Below are 15,408 nucleotides of genomic sequence, written 5' to 3' on the forward strand. Positions count from 1 at the left end.
TCACCTTTCCACTTTCCACTTTCAACTTTCCACTTTATCTAGGTATTCCATCAACTTATCCTTAGCCAAAGAAAGAGCGATGGCAATGGCATAAGAAGTTAGAACGGAACCGATGGCAGAGCCTTCTTTGGATTCTGACTTTTCGTTTTTTTCTTTTTTATCGGAGCCAGACAATAAAGAATAAAGCAAGTAACCACCTGCCACAACAGCACCAGCAACTAAAATTTGGGTACCACGCACCTTGGCAGTTTCTTTAAGGTCCTCTATGGATTGATTCAATTCATTCTGAAAAGTTTGAGCCTGGGCTTCCAACTCTTCTCTATTCGGCTTCTGGCTCATAGTGTATTTCTTTGGTAGATTCTTCCGCCTCCTCTGAGGTCTTGAAAGTCGGTTGTTTTTGGAAAGACCAAAATAAAATTAGTCCAACCAATAAACTTAAAACGGCCATCAATAAAAATCCAAGGTAAGAACTTTGAAAATAATCGTTAATGGCAAATGCGAGTGCGAATAAAATAAACAAAAAGGCAACGGCCAAGGCAAAGGCGGCGAAAATAAATTTTACCACCTTAATCAAAAAGGCTTCAATTGCCTCTTGAACATCCAATTTGATCAATTCAAATTGGGTTCGCAGGTAATTTGTCAATAAATCAACTATTCGATTATTGTCAAAAAGTCCCATTTATTTTTGTTTTAATTTAGCCTCAATAGAATGTTGTGTATGAGGAACTAAGCGAAGGCGATCTTTAGAAATCAATTTACCTGTTTCGATACAAACTCCATACGTTCCATTTTTAATACGCATTAAAGCTTTTTCAAGATTTTGGGCAAACTTTTGTTGTCTACCAGCCAACTGGTTTAAATTTTCTTTTTCAGCTGTATCTGCACCATCTTCTAAAACTTTTGAATTTCCCGAGGTATCATCGGTACCCGAATCATTTTTTTTACTGATGGTTGCCATCAAATAGTTTAATTCAGATTTAGTTTCCTCTAATTTCTTTAAAATGATTTCCTCAAATTCTTTCAATTCCTCTGCGGAATAACGTTGTTTTTCCTCGGCTGCCATAATATTTTAGCGTAAATTTTTTGTAAATAGAACCTGTACAAATATACTTAATTAGTGGAAAGTGGAAAGTGGAAAGTGGAAAATTATTTTTTTATTAAATTTTAAAACTAAAAACTAAATTAAACTTTTCACTTTTCACTTTCAACTTCTTTTCCTGATTTTTATATTCAAAAACTCTACACCTACAGAAAAGGCAATGGCAAAGTACAAATAGCCTTTGGGGATGGCGCCGATGTGGTTGCCGAGGATGCTAAGTTCTGAATTATGAGAAGCCTCAGCGATGAGCATGAATCCGATCATGATGAGGAAAGAAAGTCCAAGCACTTGTAAAGAAGGGTGATTGTTTACGAAATCGCCAACGGGGCCAGAGAAAAGCATCATGATGAGTGCAGATAGGATAACGGCGATGATCATGATGAAGATTTGGTCGGAAAGTCCGATGGCAGTCAGAATGGAATCGATAGAGAACACCAAGTTAATCACTGCAATTTGAATGACCACGTTCATCATTTTTTTTGTGGCATTTGGTTTTTCAATCGGGTCTAGTGGCGATTCCACATGTTCAATTTTTTCATAGATTTCATTGGTGGCCTTGTAGATGAGGAATAATCCACCGAGAAAAAGAATGACTGCTTGTCCAGACGGGGCAGCTTGTATAAAAGTTGAATGAAAATGCAGAAAAGGTTCTTGAAGTGAGATCAGGAAAGATATTCCAAAAAGCAAAAGAATTCGAAAACCCATGGCCAGGAAAAGTCCGATATTACGAGCTTTACCTCGTTCCTCCTTAGGAAGTTTGGAAGATGCTATAGAGATAAAGATTATGTTATCTATTCCGAGAACGATTTCCAGAAAAGTTAAAGTGATTAAGGAGACGATGGCGTCTAGTGTAAAAATGGAACTCATAATTTTTTCTTGCAAAGATGTTGGAATTCAAGCAGATAATCAATGGGGGCACAAATTTTTCAAAAAAACTTATATTTTTTTAAAAGCAACTCTTGCAAAAAACAAAAAAATCTACCATCTTTGCAGACCAATTCAACGGAATGGTCTAATAGCTCAGCTGGTTCAGAGCACCTGCCTTACAAGCAGGGGGTCCTAGGTTCGAATCCTAGTTGGACCACCATTCAAAACACAAAAACACCTTTCACCTCAAATGGAAGGTGTTTTTTTTATGCCTTTAATTTTGAGGAATAAAAAATCCCCTAACCCACTGAAGCAGGGCACATTATCTCCAAAAAAAGTATAACTTTAAATTGATGTTCATGTCTAATTTTATTAAACCTATAATCGATGAGTATTCAATTGACGATTAACAAGAAAAAAGTGTCTTTGGATATCGATCCAAATACACCTTTACTTTGGGCCTTACGGGATCATTTATCACTGAAAGGAACCAAATATGGTTGTGGAATTGCCCAATGCGGGGCATGCACCGTTTGGGTGAATGGTGAAGCTACTCGTTCCTGCGTTTTACCTCTTTCTGCTGTGGCAAATGCAGATGTAACCACCATTGAAGGATTAAGCGAAAAAGGCGATCATCCGGTGCAGGTAGCTTGGGACCAATTGGACGTTCCGCAATGTGGCTATTGCCAAGCGGGACAAATCATGACCGCTGCCTCTTTCCTAAAGAAAAATCCGAAACCAAGCACGACAGAAATCATAGATGGGATGTCGGGAAATATCTGCCGTTGTGGCACTTACCACCGAATCCAAGAAGCAGTTAAATTGGCTTCTGAAATAGCAGCAAAGAAAAAAACTAGCTCCACCAAAAAATCGGCAAAAGCATGAAAAATTCAAGAAGATCATTTTTGCAGCAAACCGCCTTGGCAACCAGCGCCTTTTGCTTGGGTTTCGATTGGTTTAAAGCAGAGGGCAAGGCAGGCGCTATGGTCGCTTCAACGGTTGAAGCAGGCCGATTCAATGCGTATTTAGAGATTTCATCCCTAGGAAAAGTAATTATCTATTCACCCAATCCAGAAATTGGACAAGGAATTAAAACGGCTTTCCCTGTTGTGGTGGCTGAGGAATTGGATGTGGATTGGAAAGATGTAGAGGTGCGTCAATCAAATTTGGATACCCAACGTTTTGATCGACAATTAACAGGTGGTAGCGGTGCCCTCAAACATTCGTGGGATCGCTTGCGAAAAGCCGGTGCTACGGCTCGACAAATGTTCATTCAAGCAGCAGCCCAAACTTGGAAAGTGGATCCGAGTGCCTGTAAAACGGCAAGCGGTTTTGTGATAGGACCTGCTGGCCAAAAAGCGAGTTATGGTTCTTTAGCTTCTTTGGCAGCTACCCTACCTGTTCCGACAGAGCCAACCTATAAAAATAGAAAGGACTATAAAATTATCGGAAAACGTACCAAAGGCGTAGATAACGCAAATGTGGTTACGGGGAAGCCAGTTTTTGGTTTAGATATTGAAAAGCCTGGAATGGTGATTGCGCAAATCATTCGTCCACCATTTGGGGCAACATTGAAATCGTTCGACGCAACGGATGCCCTAAAAATGCCAGGGATTATTGATGTTGTATCATTCAAAAATAAAGTTGCCATTGTAGGCCAAAGTACTTGGCAAGTGATGCAAGCACGTGCTGCTGTATCTTGTAAATACGATGGACAAAATTTAGAAAGCGAATCGACTCATAAAAAGTGGTTTGATGAGGGAATGGTAACAGAAAATGCACAGGTGAATCGAAAAGATGGGGATTTCAAAGCAGCTATTGCAAAGGCGGCCAAGGTCGTAGAAGCGACTTATGAGTGTCCGTTTATTTCCCATTCTCCAATGGAACCGATGAACTTTTTTGCGGATGTGCGTTCGGATGGGTCGGTGCTATTGGCAGGTCCAACACAAGTGCCTCAGTCTGCTCAAAAGGCTGTTGCTACTTTGCTGAATCGTGATGAGAAGAAAATTGAAGTAGAATTAAGTAAAATGGGTGGTGGATTTGGACGTAGATTAAACAATGATTATGCGCTAGAAGCAGCAGAATTGTCGAGCCTCATCAAAAAACCCGTAAAGGTTATGTGGACACGTGAAGACGATATGATGGGAGGTATTTATCGACCGGCAGTTCGCTATCATTTCAAGGCAGGCTTAGATGCTGCTGGAAATATGATTGCCTTTTATTTACGCGGAGTTGGATTAAATGCAGGCAATTCTACTCGACAAGACAACTTCCCGGTAGGAGCCATTGAAAATGTATTAATTGAATCGGTCAATCAAGTTTCTTCGGTTACCACAGGACCTTGGCGCGCACCTATTACTAATTTCTTAGGCTATGCAGAGCAGGCCTTTTTAGATGAAGTTGCAGAAGCAGCGGGTAAAGATCCGATTCAGATGCGATTGGATTGGTTGGCGCGCGTGAAGAGCAATCCAGTGGGTAAGATTACTTATGAACCCGATCGATTTATTGAGGTGATCAAACAAGCAGCTGAAAAATCGAATTGGAAGAAAAAACCGGGAGTTTCTCAAGGATTCAGTGTGTATTACTCGCATTTATCCTATGTAGCGCAAGTGGCGGATGCGGTAATGGTGAATGGAAAACCGAAAATTACACACATAACAGCTGTAACGGACTGTGGAGAAGTAGTGAATTTAAGTGGTGCTGAAAATCAAGTAAAAGGTGCTATTATTGATGGCATCGGTCATGCGATGTTTGCCAAATTGCGTTTTAATGAAGGGGTGGCATCACCATCAAATTTTAATTCCTACCGATTAATTCGCGGAAATGAAATCCCTACGATAGATGCACATTTTGTGGACAATGGCATTGCGCCAACGGGTTTAGGAGAACCGGCCTTACCACCAACGGGTGGTTCGGTGGCCAATGCGATATACGCCGCTTCAAAAAAACGCTTATATCGTCAACCATTTGATATTTAAGAAAAAGGTGCAGATAATGCACCTTTTTTTACTTATTTAATTCAATTTATGAAAATACTGATTATTTGTTTCTTTGGCATTTCTTTTTTGGGTTTTGGACAAAAGGCACCGTTTCTAAAAGATGCTTTAAACTATCGTTTGGGGGCATCAGTTAATCCAAAAAATAAATAAATCTTTTTTCTACTCCAAAGCCTTCATCAGGTTTTCATAAAAATGCTTTTGAGTTGACTCTTTTTCCAACCAAGGAAAATGACCACTTTGCTCAATGAATAGAAACTGTGACTGTGGAATAACGGATTTGATATCATAGGCAGCAAATCCAACCGGGTCTTGATACCCTTGAATGATAAATGCTGGACCTTTATACTTTTTCAAATTTATCATTCGTTGTTTCTCTTTTGCAGCATAGTCGGCTACCATGATTTTATTTATTCCAGCCTGTCCAGAATTTTGGAGAAATCTATTGCAGCCTTTGACTTTAACGCAGCTTCACGATCGAAAAAATACCCAGGCCAAATTTGCTTCATTCCAGGCTTTTCAGCAAGATCTTCGGGGCGAAGTCTCATTTGGATATTGTCTGAAAAATAATTGGCAAATTTCATACTCGGACTCCCAGAACCCACAAAAACCAGTTTTTCTACTTTTTCTGGATTTTGCGCACAATACTCCATAGATAACATTCCTCCCCAAGACTGACCGATTAAAATTAATTTTTTCAATTTTAACTCACTTCGCAGGGCTTCCAAATCTTCTATGTATTTTTCCAATGAAAGTGTTGTTGAATCAATTTTTGGCATGATGGTTTTTCCTGTCCCCCTTTGATGCAAGATAATTGAGCGAAAATTTTTACTTAAAAACTCATGAATCGGATACACATAATCTGGGTTTAATCCGGGTCCACCCGAAAGCAAAATAACAGGTGTTCCTGTTCCTTTTTCTTCAATAAAAATAGCTGTTTGGTCTTTGCTTTTAATAAAATAGCCCTCTTGTGCAAGGACTGAAATTGTAGAAATAAAAAGAAGTAATCCGATTAGTCTGATTCGCATGATATTTTTTTTAGGATCAATCAAATTGATTAATTCTAATTTAAATTAAAAATGAATTTTGTACCGATTTTCACAAAAAGGAACATTTTAAAAATTAAACAACAGAATATTTTATAGGTTTTAAATAAGTTAGAGGCTGTAAATTTAAAGTACAATTAAACTAAAACTTATATCATTATGAAAAAATTAATCTTACCCCTATTGTTTGGAACAATTCTTTTTACCTCTTGCGAGAAAGCCGCAGAAAAAAAAGAAGCTGTTAGTGCCGATTCATTGAAAGCATCCGTAGAAGCTTGGAATGTAAAATTTGAAGAAATTGTAAAAAATAAAGACTCTGTAGGTTTTGCCAATTTGTATTCAGAAGATGCTGTAAGAATGAACCCAAATTTTCCATCAACGGAAGGAAGAGCGGCCATCCAAAGAAGTGTGGTAGAACCGTTTAAAGTTATTGGCTCAACTAATCTTACCATGACAGATGCCATTGGTGATGAAAATACGATTACTACCTTTGGAACCTATGAGCACTTTTTACCCGATGGAAAATCTTTAGAAAAGGGTAAATACATGGGAATCCTTAAAAATGTTGACGGCAAATTAATTTCAATCAGAGATATTTGGAATTCTGATTCAGCTGCATCGCTCCCACCAACCAAATAATTTATTTACACATAAATTAATTTAGAAAACGGAGTGAAATTAAATCCCAATTTAGGTAAAATTGGGATTTTTTGTAGGCTAAAAATTAATTGAATTTTTGATAAAAAGCCTGATTAGCAATAGCCAGCATTGGTTTGTCGCCCGAGCTGTCACCATAGGCATAAATTTCTTTATAATTGTCTAAATTATATTCTTGCAAAATCCGAGAAACCTTTTCATCTCCATGGCAATTTTTACCTATTAAATTACCGCTTATGTTTCCTTGTATAATTTCCAATTTACTTGCCAAACAATTTATGTCTTGAGAAACACACCAAGGTTTCAACCAATTTTCTGCAGATGCAGAAACAAGGACAACCTCATGACCTGCTTTCTGGTGCCATTTCATTTTTTCATAGGCTTCTTTCCTGAGCATTTTCGGAATTATTTTCTCTGAAAATTGATCGCAATAATTTTGAAAGGTAGTAACAGGCATTCCCGCAAAGAAGAAGTGTAAATATTTTTCTTTTGTAAGTTGACGGTCAATAAGTCCTAATTTAAAACCAATTAAAGTTGGTAAAAGTAAAAACATACCCCAATAAAAATACCCATTACCATATACATATTTCACTATGGCAAACATGGAATCCTTGTGGGTAAGTGTTCCGTCGAAATCAAAAAAAGCAATTTGTTTTTTCACAGGCTCAGTTTCTTGAAAATACCTTCAGGAATCAATCGAATGATTAACATGATCCATTTCCAAAACCACTTTATATAAACAATGTCTTGCTTTTTTTCTAAGGCATTGTAAATCGAATTTGCCACATCCATGGGTTGCGCCGTTAGAATTGCAGGCAAATCTAAATTTTCCGTCATTTTGGTGTACACAAATCCGGGTAAAACGGTAGTAACTTGTACTCCAAATTTGAACAACTCGTTTCGTAAGCCTGAAAGGTAAGCAATTAATCCAGCCTTGGCACTTCCATAAATGTAATTAGAACCCCTTCCTCGTAAACCGGCCACTGAAGCAATTCCGGCAATTTGTCCCTTTTTATTTTCTTTGTAAGTCCGAGAAATAATATTTAGAATCGATACAGCTCCTGTGTAATTTACTTGAATTGTATTTAAGAGGATGGAAGAATCTGTCACTGCTTTTTCATTTTCTTCCATGAATCCAAAAACCAAGATACTTGTTTCAGGAACAGTAGGAAGTGATTTCCAAAAATCTATGTGGCTCTCCAGTTTTGTAGCATCAAAGGCTATTGTTGTACAATTTATGTTGTATCTAATACTTACATCGGATTGCAATGAGTTTAAATCATTTGGATTTCTGGCAGCCAGTAGCAAATCATACCCTTTGGAAGCATATTTGCTGGCCAAGGCTCTACCCATATCAGAATTTGCACCTAAAATTAAAGTTGTTGCCATTATAATTTAATTTGAAGTCGTTTAGATTGTAGTGAAATGAATTTTGAAGGATTGTATTTTCCCAATATGGACACAAATTTTTGTGCATTGGGGTAGGTTTCAAAAAACATTTTGGATTGCATGCGTGCATCTTTTGATAAATAAATCCGCCCTTTATATTGTAAAACTAATTCATCCAATTCATCTAAAAATGGAAACAGATTTTTACGCACCGGCAGGTCAAGGGCCAGTGTGTAACCTTTCATAGGAAAAGAAATAAGGCTTTCGTCTTCACCAAATATTTTTAAAACTGCTAAAAAAGATGCATGACCATTGCTGGAAATTTTCTTTAAGATCTCTACTAAGCCTTCACGCGATTCAAGTGGAAGTACGAATTGATATTGAACAAATCCTTTTTTGCCATATCCCCTATTCCAATGTTGAATGGCATCTAAGGGATAAAAAAAGGGTTCATAGGATATTACATTATTAATTTCTCGTTTGAACATTTTGTTGTAATAGAGAAAATTAAAAATAGATACAGTCAATTTGTTTAAAAGAAATGATGGCAGGTAAAATGGCAGTGTCAGTAATTTCTTTTTAGGCAATTTTAAAGGTGATTTTTGTAAGGATTCTGGCAAATCTTCCACTTTAGCATGCTCACCCAACATTAAAATGCTTCGACCAAATCCTTCACCCGATTTCAGACAGTCAATCCAGGCAACTGAATAGGTATATGAACTATATTTATCTAACAGTTCGATGATTTCATTCAGATTTTTAGCTTTAATCATTTTTTGCTTGATATAAGCTGTTTCAATTTTTTTCAATTGGAACTTCACTCGAGTAATAATTCCAGTTAGTCCCATACCACCGGCAGTGGCATGAAACAAATCTGAATTCTGAGTTGGCGAACATGTCAAAATTTCCCCTGAGGCGATCATCACATCCATTTCAAGCACGTGCTTGCTAAAGCATCCTTCCACATGATGGTTTTTTCCATGAACATCTGAAGCAATTGCCCCACCAACAGTAATATATTTTGTTCCGGGTGTTACTGGCAAAAACCAACCTTGGGGTACAACAAAATCCAAGATGGATTCCAAGGTAATTCCTGCCTCTAGTTCAATGAGGCCTGTTGAAGAATCGAAACCTAGTAAATGATTAAATTTTAAGGTAGAAAATACATTTTTTGCTAAAGAAGCATCTCCGTAACAACGTCCCATTCCGCGAGCAATAACTTCCTCGGATTTCGACAATTTTTCCTCCAATTCACTTACTAGAGAAAAGGATTGTTCGTTTGATTGTATCACTGGGTAATTCCCCCAGTTACTGATACTTTTCTTCATATTTAAAATGTAATATCCTTCTTATAGATAAGTAAATAAAAACTCAGTATCCAGAGAAGGAGTGTAATTTGTAAAAATCGATCTTTGTATAAGATTTTTGTAGGAGACCCAGAATCATTTTGCACAAAGATAATTTGTAAATAGCGCAATACCCCCACTAATACAAAAATACTTGTATAAAATAAATGCTGAGTTTTAAGTCGTGCCACCACTTCCGGACTGATACAATACATGAGGTAACATACTAAAATAACAGAACTTACAATGGTTATACTAACATTTAAAAACTCTTTATTGTAGCCATCAATTGCCTTTCTCATTTCAATTCCGGATGACATTTGTAATAAAACATCATCTCTTCTTTTGCCCAATGCCATAAATAAGGCCAATAAAAAGACCATCAAAATTAGCCACATTGAAAGTGGAACATTTGCCAAAACGGCACCTGCATGAATGCGTATAACAAAGCCAATGGCTATTATTAGCACATCAATAATGGGAATATTTTTTACGCCGAAAGAATAAAATAGATTTAATATAAAATAAAACGAGAGGTATAAAAAAAAGATTTTATTTAATAAAAATCCGCCTACAAAAGCTACAAGAAATAAAACCACTGCCAAGGCTAAACCCACAACTGGATTAATTGTCCCTGCTGCAAAAGGTCGATTTTTTTTCACTGGATGCTGCGCATCTTTAACTCGATCCTGATAATCATTAATTACATATATGCTACTGGCAGCAAAAGAAAATAAGAAAAATCCAATAAATAAATCTAAAGGTAAAGGTCCAAAAAAATCTCCTGCAAAAAATATAGGCAGGAAAAAAAACAAATTTTTAACCCAATGACTTACCCGTAGCAGTTGAAAATATTTCATTAAAAATTACTTAAAGAAAATATAAGACTAATTTATAGCCAATTTTCCTTTTATAAAAGAAACTTTAAATGTTTCAAAAGGAATTTGGTTGGAATAAATTTCAATCTGGTGCATTGAATCTGCTTCTTCTTTCAACTGAAAATAATAAGTGAATTTATTATTTGAAAGTTTAACATAATACACATCTCGAAAAGAATCCCCTTTTACTTTAATATCTATGAGTTTTTTTAGTTGTTCAGTGGGGGTATTCGAAATTGTATATTCCTTTTTGACCTCCAAGTTTTTAATCAATAAATTTAAATCTGTGTTAGGATCAAATTGTATAACTTGAAATGAAAAGGGAATAAACTCGTTAAATACCTGTAAATGTTCAGGAATAGCACCGGTTATACCACTAGGAATATGAAAAATTTTGGGTTTAACTAGGTCCACTTTACCATTTTTTATTTGCTTGGCCCTCTCTCTAAAATGAGCATTAGGAAAATAATTAGCCATGTAATTTGATTTATAATTTAAATAATTAAATCTCCTTTCGAGATACAAATTTTTTAGTGGTACTATTGATACGTATAAATTAAAGAAAAAATGCACGAGTGCCAGGAGTATCAAAAGGGGCGTAAATCGTTTAATTCCACCAACATTTTGTCGTAAAAAAATCAAGAGTAATAGATAAAACGTTAATGCCGAATAGAGGTAATATCTATTCTCCATGTTTTGCCGTAGGAAAAAGCTACTCAACATACAAGCAGCACTCCAAACTATCAAACCAATTATAACTTCATTGTGATTTTCAGAAGTAAAATCTAATTTTTCTTTAAATACATTTTTACAAAAATTAAATGAAATAACACTAAAAAAAAGGAAACTCAAAACCTGCAAGATGAGATAGCCTTTATTGAAGGGCGGACTTAAATACGTCCACAAAAGTTTCATTTTCTGGTGATTACTAAATTCAATTAATGGCGAAGTACTCAGAGCATTATTATCTGATGGTTTAAACATGAACAATAAAATTGCAATTCCAGTTGGGGCAATTAATTGCAAAAGCTTCGCTTTTTTGCGAAAGGCAAAAAACAACCAAATTGGTAATAAAAGTAGTCCTTGAGCTGAGCTAAAAAATCCACAAACCATTAACAAACCCGAAAGATTTATTTTATTTTCTCTCATTTTTTGCAAACTACCAATCACAAAAATGAGTACAAAAATGTTTTGAATAGCAAGAGGATTCAAATACATATCCCAAAACATGGGTAAAAATACTAGAAGAGAAAGTAAAACGGATTCGTTAAGGTTCAGCTTTAACGACTTATAAATTTGAAATAAAAAATAGGCAAATAAAATCGTTCCAAAATAAATTATTTCTTTCAAATCTATTGCTTGATGAAAAAAGTAATCTATTAAAAATACAATTTTTACAAAAAATAAAACGTGCTCGTGGTGATAGGAGAAAATTTCCCCAATTATTTGAATTAAATTGGGGAAATGTACCGTGTTATAAACAAAAGCCAAAGGATTTATTTCATCATAATACAGGGAATTTATAAAAACATAATGCCCTAACAACAAAGCGGTTACGAGTGGTAATATAATGAGAATACCCTTTAAGCTTAAATATTTCATACATTTAGTTTCTAATTCGACTAAATACCCTTATTTAAACAACAATGGCGCAAAGTTGTTTAAATAAATGCGCCAATTGGCCCAGGTATGTCCACCCGAATTTACGAAGAAAGTATGCTTTAAGCCATTATCGGTCAAAGTTTTGTCTAATAAGCGTGCAGGCTCAATCAAGAAGTCCGTATCACCGCAGGCTAAGAAATACAATTTATAACCAGCTTTTTTCAAACCTTGAAATTGTTGATTGTATTCCGCTTTCGACTTATCATCTGGCATACGAATACCGTTGCTCAATGGACAAATGTATTGGAAAAATCCTGGATTCAAATTGGTTACGCGAATGGTGTGACCCGCTCCCATCGATAAACCTGCAATTGCTCTTGATTTTGGATTGGCAATGACTTTAAAGTTTTTCTCGATATACGGAACTATATCATTTACAATACTATTCACATACAAATCAGCAAATTTTGGATCTGCCCTATCGTAGGTTTTTTCTGGAAGCATAGTAGTTTTAGCAGCTTGTTGACCCGGATTACCATTTGGCATCACTACCAACATGGGCTTTGCTAAACCTTTTTCAATCAAATTATCCATGATTTGACGTGTTCTGCCCATTGTGCTCCAAGCGTCTTCATCGCCACCAGCACCGTGCAATAAATACAAAACAGGATATTTGTCCTTACTTGTTTCATAGCCATAAGGTGTGTACACAAACATGCGACGATTCACTCCAATCGTTGGAGAATCGTACCAAACCTGAGATAAGTTTCCGCGCTTGCCTGCTTCAAAGTAATTGGCAGTAGCCTCGCCTGGAATCAACAACACACTCAAATAACGTGTTCCATCACGTTGCATTAAAATATTATTGCCATCATTTACGGATAAGCCATCTACGATAAAACTATAGGTGTATAATTCGGAGGCGGGTTTGGCAATAGTTGCTGACCAAAGTCCCGACTTATCTTTTTTCAGTAAAACTGCCTCACTCGGCTTGCTCATCCAAGAGCCTAACACTTTTACGGTGTCGGCATAAGGTTGAGAAATGCGAAAAGAGACTTCATTTCCTTTGATTTCTGGTGAAATAATAGGTTTGGGAGCTTGAAAATTTGCCAATTCTTGCGCGAAAGAGGCAAGTCCGACTAACAATAAAATGGCAGATAATATATATTTCTTTTTCATTTGAATTCGTTTTTTAAAATTTCGACAGATGATTATTTAAATAGAAGTTTTCCAAAAGTATTTAGATAAACTCTCCAATTGGCCCAAGTGTGTCCGCCCGGGGTCACAAAAAAGGTATGTTGCAATCCGTTTTTGGTTAACAAAGCATCCGTACTTTTAGCCAAATCCCATAGAAAATCTTCGTTACCGCAAGCGAACCAATACAATTTATACCCTGCATTTTTTACACCTTGTAATTTTGCTTCCATTTCTGGAGTCACATTACGCAAGCCAATACTCAATGGGCAGATGTAATTAAATGTTCCTGGGAATTCATTGGTCACGCTAAACGTATGCCCACCTCCCATAGAAAGTCCAGAAACTGCGCGATTATCTGCATTTGGAATTGCGCGGAAGTTTTTCTCTACATAAGGAATAATGTCTTTGACAATACTGGTGATGTATAAATTTTGGAATTTAGGGTCATTGCGATCGTACACTTTTTCTTCCATCAAGGCAGTTTTTGCCGTTTGCTGTCCCGGATTACCATTTGGCATCACGCAAATCATGGGTACAGCTTGTTTTTTCTCAATTAAATTATCCAAAATTTGTACCGCGCGACCCATGGTGCTCCATGCGTCTTCATCGCCTCCGCCACCATGTAACAAGTAAAGTACAGGGTAGTTTTGCGTGGAAGTTTCGTAGCCATAGGGAGTGTAAACGTACATTTGTCGATTGGTGCCAATGGTTGGACTGTCGTACCAAACTTTTTTCAGATTTCCGCGTTGGTTGGCCTCCACATAATTGGCAGTAGTTTCACCAGGCACCAACAAAACACTTAGGTAGCGAACGCCATCACGCTGTAAAAAAATGTTATTCGCATCGTTAACAGAAAGTCCATCCACAATAAAATTATAGGTATATAATTCTGCAGCAGGTTTAGGAACGGACACAGACCATGTTCCCAGTGAATCCTTCAACATATTAGTAGAAGAATCATAACTTTTCATCCAAGAACCATACAAACGAACCAATTTGGCTTTTGGGGCAGAGATTCTAAAAGTGACTGTTTTTTCTCCAATTTCCGGTGAAACGATAACTGCTCGTCTGAAATTTGCCAATTCTTGAGCGTAAGAATATGTGACTGTAAGAGTCAGAACAAAAAGCATACCCAGGGTATACATTTTGTTTACAAATGTTTTTGTTTTCATGTTTAAATAGGTAGTATGATTTTAAAAAACCAAGATACATGAAAACAATGACTAATTCATAAATTAGTTCATTAGCTTTAAACGAAATACGAAGAAATTTAAAATCTATTTATCTTCTTCAGTATCTTCTTCTTCCAAATTTTCAGGTTGATTATTTATTTCAGAACCAGATGTATCTGCTGCAACAGTATCAGCTGAAACGACTGATGAATCTTCTATTTTAGGAGCGCGTTTCGGCCCAGAGTAAACCTCAGTTAAATGCCAAAAAATCAATTCTTTACCTGATTTTGATGTGAGACCATCAATTGTTAAAGGAGTGATTTTTTTTTGATGGTCGACATCCACATGAAAATAGTGCAAGGTCGTCAAATCTTCTGACTGTCTCATTTGAGAAATCTTACTATTAAATATACCTTTTAGACTCCATTCATCATACGAATAGTTATCATTTAATCTTTTATTTAAATCTGTATTTAATACGGTTCTTAAAGCTATTTGTTCATTTAATTTGGAAATCAAATTTTCCTTTTCCACATCAATATGGCAAGTTTGGAAAACATCACCATTTTCACCTAGTAATTCAATTTGAATCCTATTTTCTTTGGTATCATAAAAAAGATTTACATCGCCTTCATTTAAAAAACTTTTATTACCAAATGAAGCAAAATAATTTTCTTCTCGTTTATATTTTAATTTTGAATCTACTATATGAAAAGTTAAATATAATTCATGCGGAATTGTTTCATTAGAAAATACAGTAAATTGGATATCACCCCATTTTTGAATTAAAAATTTTTCAACTACTTTTTTCTCTTCGTCATTCAAACTCTTTTTCGAGCATGAGGCTAAAAAGAAAAGAGAAACAATTCCAAAAAAGAAAATTAGGAATTTAGATATGCTCTTTTTCATATATTATTTTATGAGTATTATACAGTTAAAAATCAATTCTACTTTTTATATTTTTGTTTAAATCCACAATTTTTACATTTATATGTTACAGTTTTTGAGGGAAACAAAAAATGATAAATAATTAAAACAATCCCCAAAATAATTGATATAAACGAAATAGTTCCTAATCCTGAAGCTGAAACGGAACCGCCATTGTATTTACTTGCACCTGGGGTTAAAAGGGCAAGTAATGGGATGCCAAAAACAAGAA

17 protein-coding genes and 1 tRNA gene are annotated in these 15,408 nt (G+C 35.9%); 4 read left to right on the plus strand and 14 right to left on the minus strand.

What is annotated here, in order from left to right; genetic code table 11:
* Nucleotides 1-21: 21 nt before the first annotated feature.
* From EOJ36_RS03765 to EOJ36_RS03780, 4 genes are all read right to left on the minus strand, one after another.
* Complete coding sequence (locus tag EOJ36_RS03765; RefSeq protein WP_127802700.1) at nt 22-339, minus strand: hypothetical protein; 318 nt, start codon at nt 337-339, stop codon at nt 22-24.
* Nucleotides 320-679, minus strand: a complete 360-nt coding sequence (locus tag EOJ36_RS03770; protein WP_127802701.1) for a phage holin family protein — start codon at nt 677-679, stop codon at nt 320-322. The genes EOJ36_RS03765 and EOJ36_RS03770 overlap by 20 nt, the downstream gene beginning before the upstream one ends.
* Entirely contained in the window at nt 680-1,063 is a 384-nt protein-coding gene (locus EOJ36_RS03775; protein WP_127802702.1) for a TraR/DksA family transcriptional regulator, read from the minus strand.
* 141 nt (nt 1,064-1,204) lie between these two features.
* Complete coding sequence (locus EOJ36_RS03780; protein ID WP_127802703.1) at nt 1,205-1,966, minus strand: TerC family protein; 762 nt, start codon at nt 1,964-1,966, stop codon at nt 1,205-1,207.
* A gap of 142 nt (nt 1,967-2,108) precedes the next feature.
* Here EOJ36_RS03780 and EOJ36_RS03785 point away from each other — a divergent pair.
* The 3 genes from EOJ36_RS03785 to EOJ36_RS03795 all read left to right on the plus strand — a co-directional run bounded on the left by EOJ36_RS03785 (nt 2,109) and on the right by EOJ36_RS03795 (nt 4,944).
* Nucleotides 2,109-2,186: transfer RNA gene (locus EOJ36_RS03785), tRNA-Val, on the plus strand.
* A gap of 167 nt (nt 2,187-2,353) precedes the next feature.
* Nucleotides 2,354-2,851 carry a (2Fe-2S)-binding protein gene (locus tag EOJ36_RS03790; protein ID WP_127802704.1) on the plus strand — a complete coding sequence of 166 codons (498 nt, stop codon included), beginning with the start codon at nt 2,354-2,356 and terminating at the stop codon, nt 2,849-2,851.
* A complete protein-coding gene (locus tag EOJ36_RS03795; protein WP_127802705.1) occupies nt 2,848-4,944 on the plus strand; it encodes a xanthine dehydrogenase family protein molybdopterin-binding subunit in 2,097 nt (698 codons plus the stop codon). The genes EOJ36_RS03790 and EOJ36_RS03795 overlap by 4 nt, the downstream gene beginning before the upstream one ends.
* A 180-nt stretch (nt 4,945-5,124) precedes the next feature.
* Here the strand turns inward: EOJ36_RS03795 and EOJ36_RS03800 are convergent, their stop codons facing one another.
* Nucleotides 5,125-5,364: an alpha/beta fold hydrolase gene (locus EOJ36_RS03800; protein ID WP_127802706.1), complete on the minus strand. Its 240-nt coding sequence runs from the start codon at nt 5,362-5,364 to the stop codon at nt 5,125-5,127.
* An 8-nt stretch (nt 5,365-5,372) separates the two neighbouring features.
* Nucleotides 5,373-5,990 carry an alpha/beta fold hydrolase gene (locus tag EOJ36_RS03805; RefSeq protein ID WP_127802707.1) on the minus strand — a complete coding sequence of 206 codons (618 nt, stop codon included), beginning with the start codon at nt 5,988-5,990 and terminating at the stop codon, nt 5,373-5,375.
* Nucleotides 5,991-6,167: 177 nt separating this feature from the next.
* Here EOJ36_RS03805 and EOJ36_RS03810 point away from each other — a divergent pair, with 177 nt between their 5' ends.
* Nucleotides 6,168-6,647, plus strand: coding sequence for a YybH family protein (locus EOJ36_RS03810; RefSeq protein ID WP_127802708.1), 480 nt, complete (start codon nt 6,168-6,170; stop codon nt 6,645-6,647).
* A gap of 85 nt (nt 6,648-6,732) precedes the next feature.
* Here EOJ36_RS03810 and EOJ36_RS03815 read toward each other — a convergent pair whose 3' ends face one another.
* From EOJ36_RS03815 to EOJ36_RS03850, 8 genes are all read right to left on the minus strand, one after another.
* Nucleotides 6,733-7,326 (minus strand): HAD-IB family hydrolase, encoded by a 594-nt coding sequence (locus EOJ36_RS03815; RefSeq protein WP_127802709.1) that lies wholly within the window; start codon nt 7,324-7,326, stop codon nt 6,733-6,735.
* On the minus strand, nt 7,323-8,054 hold the full coding sequence (locus EOJ36_RS03820) for an SDR family oxidoreductase (RefSeq protein ID WP_127802710.1): 732 nt from the start codon (nt 8,052-8,054) through the stop codon (nt 7,323-7,325). Before EOJ36_RS03820 ends, EOJ36_RS03815 begins: the two co-directional genes overlap by 4 nt.
* Entirely contained in the window at nt 8,054-9,382 is a 1,329-nt protein-coding gene (locus EOJ36_RS03825) for an FAD-binding oxidoreductase (RefSeq protein ID WP_127802711.1), read from the minus strand. The genes EOJ36_RS03820 and EOJ36_RS03825 overlap by 1 nt, the downstream gene beginning before the upstream one ends.
* A 2-nt stretch (nt 9,383-9,384) precedes the next feature.
* Nucleotides 9,385-10,260 carry a decaprenyl-phosphate phosphoribosyltransferase gene (locus tag EOJ36_RS03830; protein WP_127802712.1) on the minus strand — a complete coding sequence of 292 codons (876 nt, stop codon included), beginning with the start codon at nt 10,258-10,260 and terminating at the stop codon, nt 9,385-9,387.
* A 27-nt stretch (nt 10,261-10,287) separates the two neighbouring features.
* On the minus strand, nt 10,288-11,880 hold the full coding sequence (locus EOJ36_RS03835) for a hypothetical protein (RefSeq protein ID WP_127802713.1): 1,593 nt from the start codon (nt 11,878-11,880) through the stop codon (nt 10,288-10,290).
* 30 nt (nt 11,881-11,910) lie between these two features.
* Nucleotides 11,911-13,059 (minus strand): esterase, encoded by a 1,149-nt coding sequence (locus tag EOJ36_RS03840; protein ID WP_127802714.1) that lies wholly within the window; start codon nt 13,057-13,059, stop codon nt 11,911-11,913.
* A 32-nt stretch (nt 13,060-13,091) separates the two neighbouring features.
* Nucleotides 13,092-14,249, minus strand: a complete 1,158-nt coding sequence (locus tag EOJ36_RS03845; protein WP_127802715.1) for an esterase — start codon at nt 14,247-14,249, stop codon at nt 13,092-13,094.
* A 105-nt stretch (nt 14,250-14,354) separates the two neighbouring features.
* Nucleotides 14,355-15,158: a hypothetical protein gene (locus EOJ36_RS03850; RefSeq protein ID WP_127802716.1), complete on the minus strand. Its 804-nt coding sequence runs from the start codon at nt 15,156-15,158 to the stop codon at nt 14,355-14,357.
* Between the last annotated feature and the right edge of the window lie 250 nt (nt 15,159-15,408).

The organism is Sandaracinomonas limnophila, assembly GCF_004005965.1.
Lineage (GTDB): Bacteria > Bacteroidota > Bacteroidia > Cytophagales > Spirosomataceae > Sandaracinomonas > Sandaracinomonas limnophila.

Bases quoted from the DNA above. Each gene is read 5' to 3' on its own strand.
- EOJ36_RS03765 (WP_127802700.1), bottom strand. From the start codon at position 339: ATGAGCCAGAAGCCGAATAGAGAAGAGTTGGAAGCCCAGGCTCAAACT.
- EOJ36_RS03770 (WP_127802701.1), bottom strand. From the start codon at position 679: ATGGGACTTTTTGACAATAATCGAATAGTTGATTTATTGACAAATTAC.
- EOJ36_RS03775 (WP_127802702.1), bottom strand. From the start codon at position 1,063: ATGGCAGCCGAGGAAAAACAACGTTATTCCGCAGAGGAATTGAAAGAA.
- EOJ36_RS03780 (WP_127802703.1), bottom strand. From the start codon at position 1,966: ATGAGTTCCATTTTTACACTAGACGCCATCGTCTCCTTAATCACTTTA.
- EOJ36_RS03790 (WP_127802704.1), top strand. From the start codon at position 2,354: ATGAGTATTCAATTGACGATTAACAAGAAAAAAGTGTCTTTGGATATC.
- EOJ36_RS03795 (WP_127802705.1), top strand. From the start codon at position 2,848: ATGAAAAATTCAAGAAGATCATTTTTGCAGCAAACCGCCTTGGCAACC.
- EOJ36_RS03800 (WP_127802706.1), bottom strand. From the start codon at position 5,364: ATGGTAGCCGACTATGCTGCAAAAGAGAAACAACGAATGATAAATTTG.
- EOJ36_RS03805 (WP_127802707.1), bottom strand. From the start codon at position 5,990: ATGCGAATCAGACTAATCGGATTACTTCTTTTTATTTCTACAATTTCA.
- EOJ36_RS03810 (WP_127802708.1), top strand. From the start codon at position 6,168: ATGAAAAAATTAATCTTACCCCTATTGTTTGGAACAATTCTTTTTACC.
- EOJ36_RS03820 (WP_127802710.1), bottom strand. From the start codon at position 8,054: ATGGCAACAACTTTAATTTTAGGTGCAAATTCTGATATGGGTAGAGCC.
- EOJ36_RS03825 (WP_127802711.1), bottom strand. From the start codon at position 9,382: ATGAAGAAAAGTATCAGTAACTGGGGGAATTACCCAGTGATACAATCA.
- EOJ36_RS03830 (WP_127802712.1), bottom strand. From the start codon at position 10,260: ATGAAATATTTTCAACTGCTACGGGTAAGTCATTGGGTTAAAAATTTG.
- EOJ36_RS03835 (WP_127802713.1), bottom strand. From the start codon at position 11,880: ATGAAATATTTAAGCTTAAAGGGTATTCTCATTATATTACCACTCGTA.
- EOJ36_RS03840 (WP_127802714.1), bottom strand. From the start codon at position 13,059: ATGAAAAAGAAATATATATTATCTGCCATTTTATTGTTAGTCGGACTT.
- EOJ36_RS03845 (WP_127802715.1), bottom strand. From the start codon at position 14,249: ATGAAAACAAAAACATTTGTAAACAAAATGTATACCCTGGGTATGCTT.
- EOJ36_RS03850 (WP_127802716.1), bottom strand. From the start codon at position 15,158: ATGAAAAAGAGCATATCTAAATTCCTAATTTTCTTTTTTGGAATTGTT.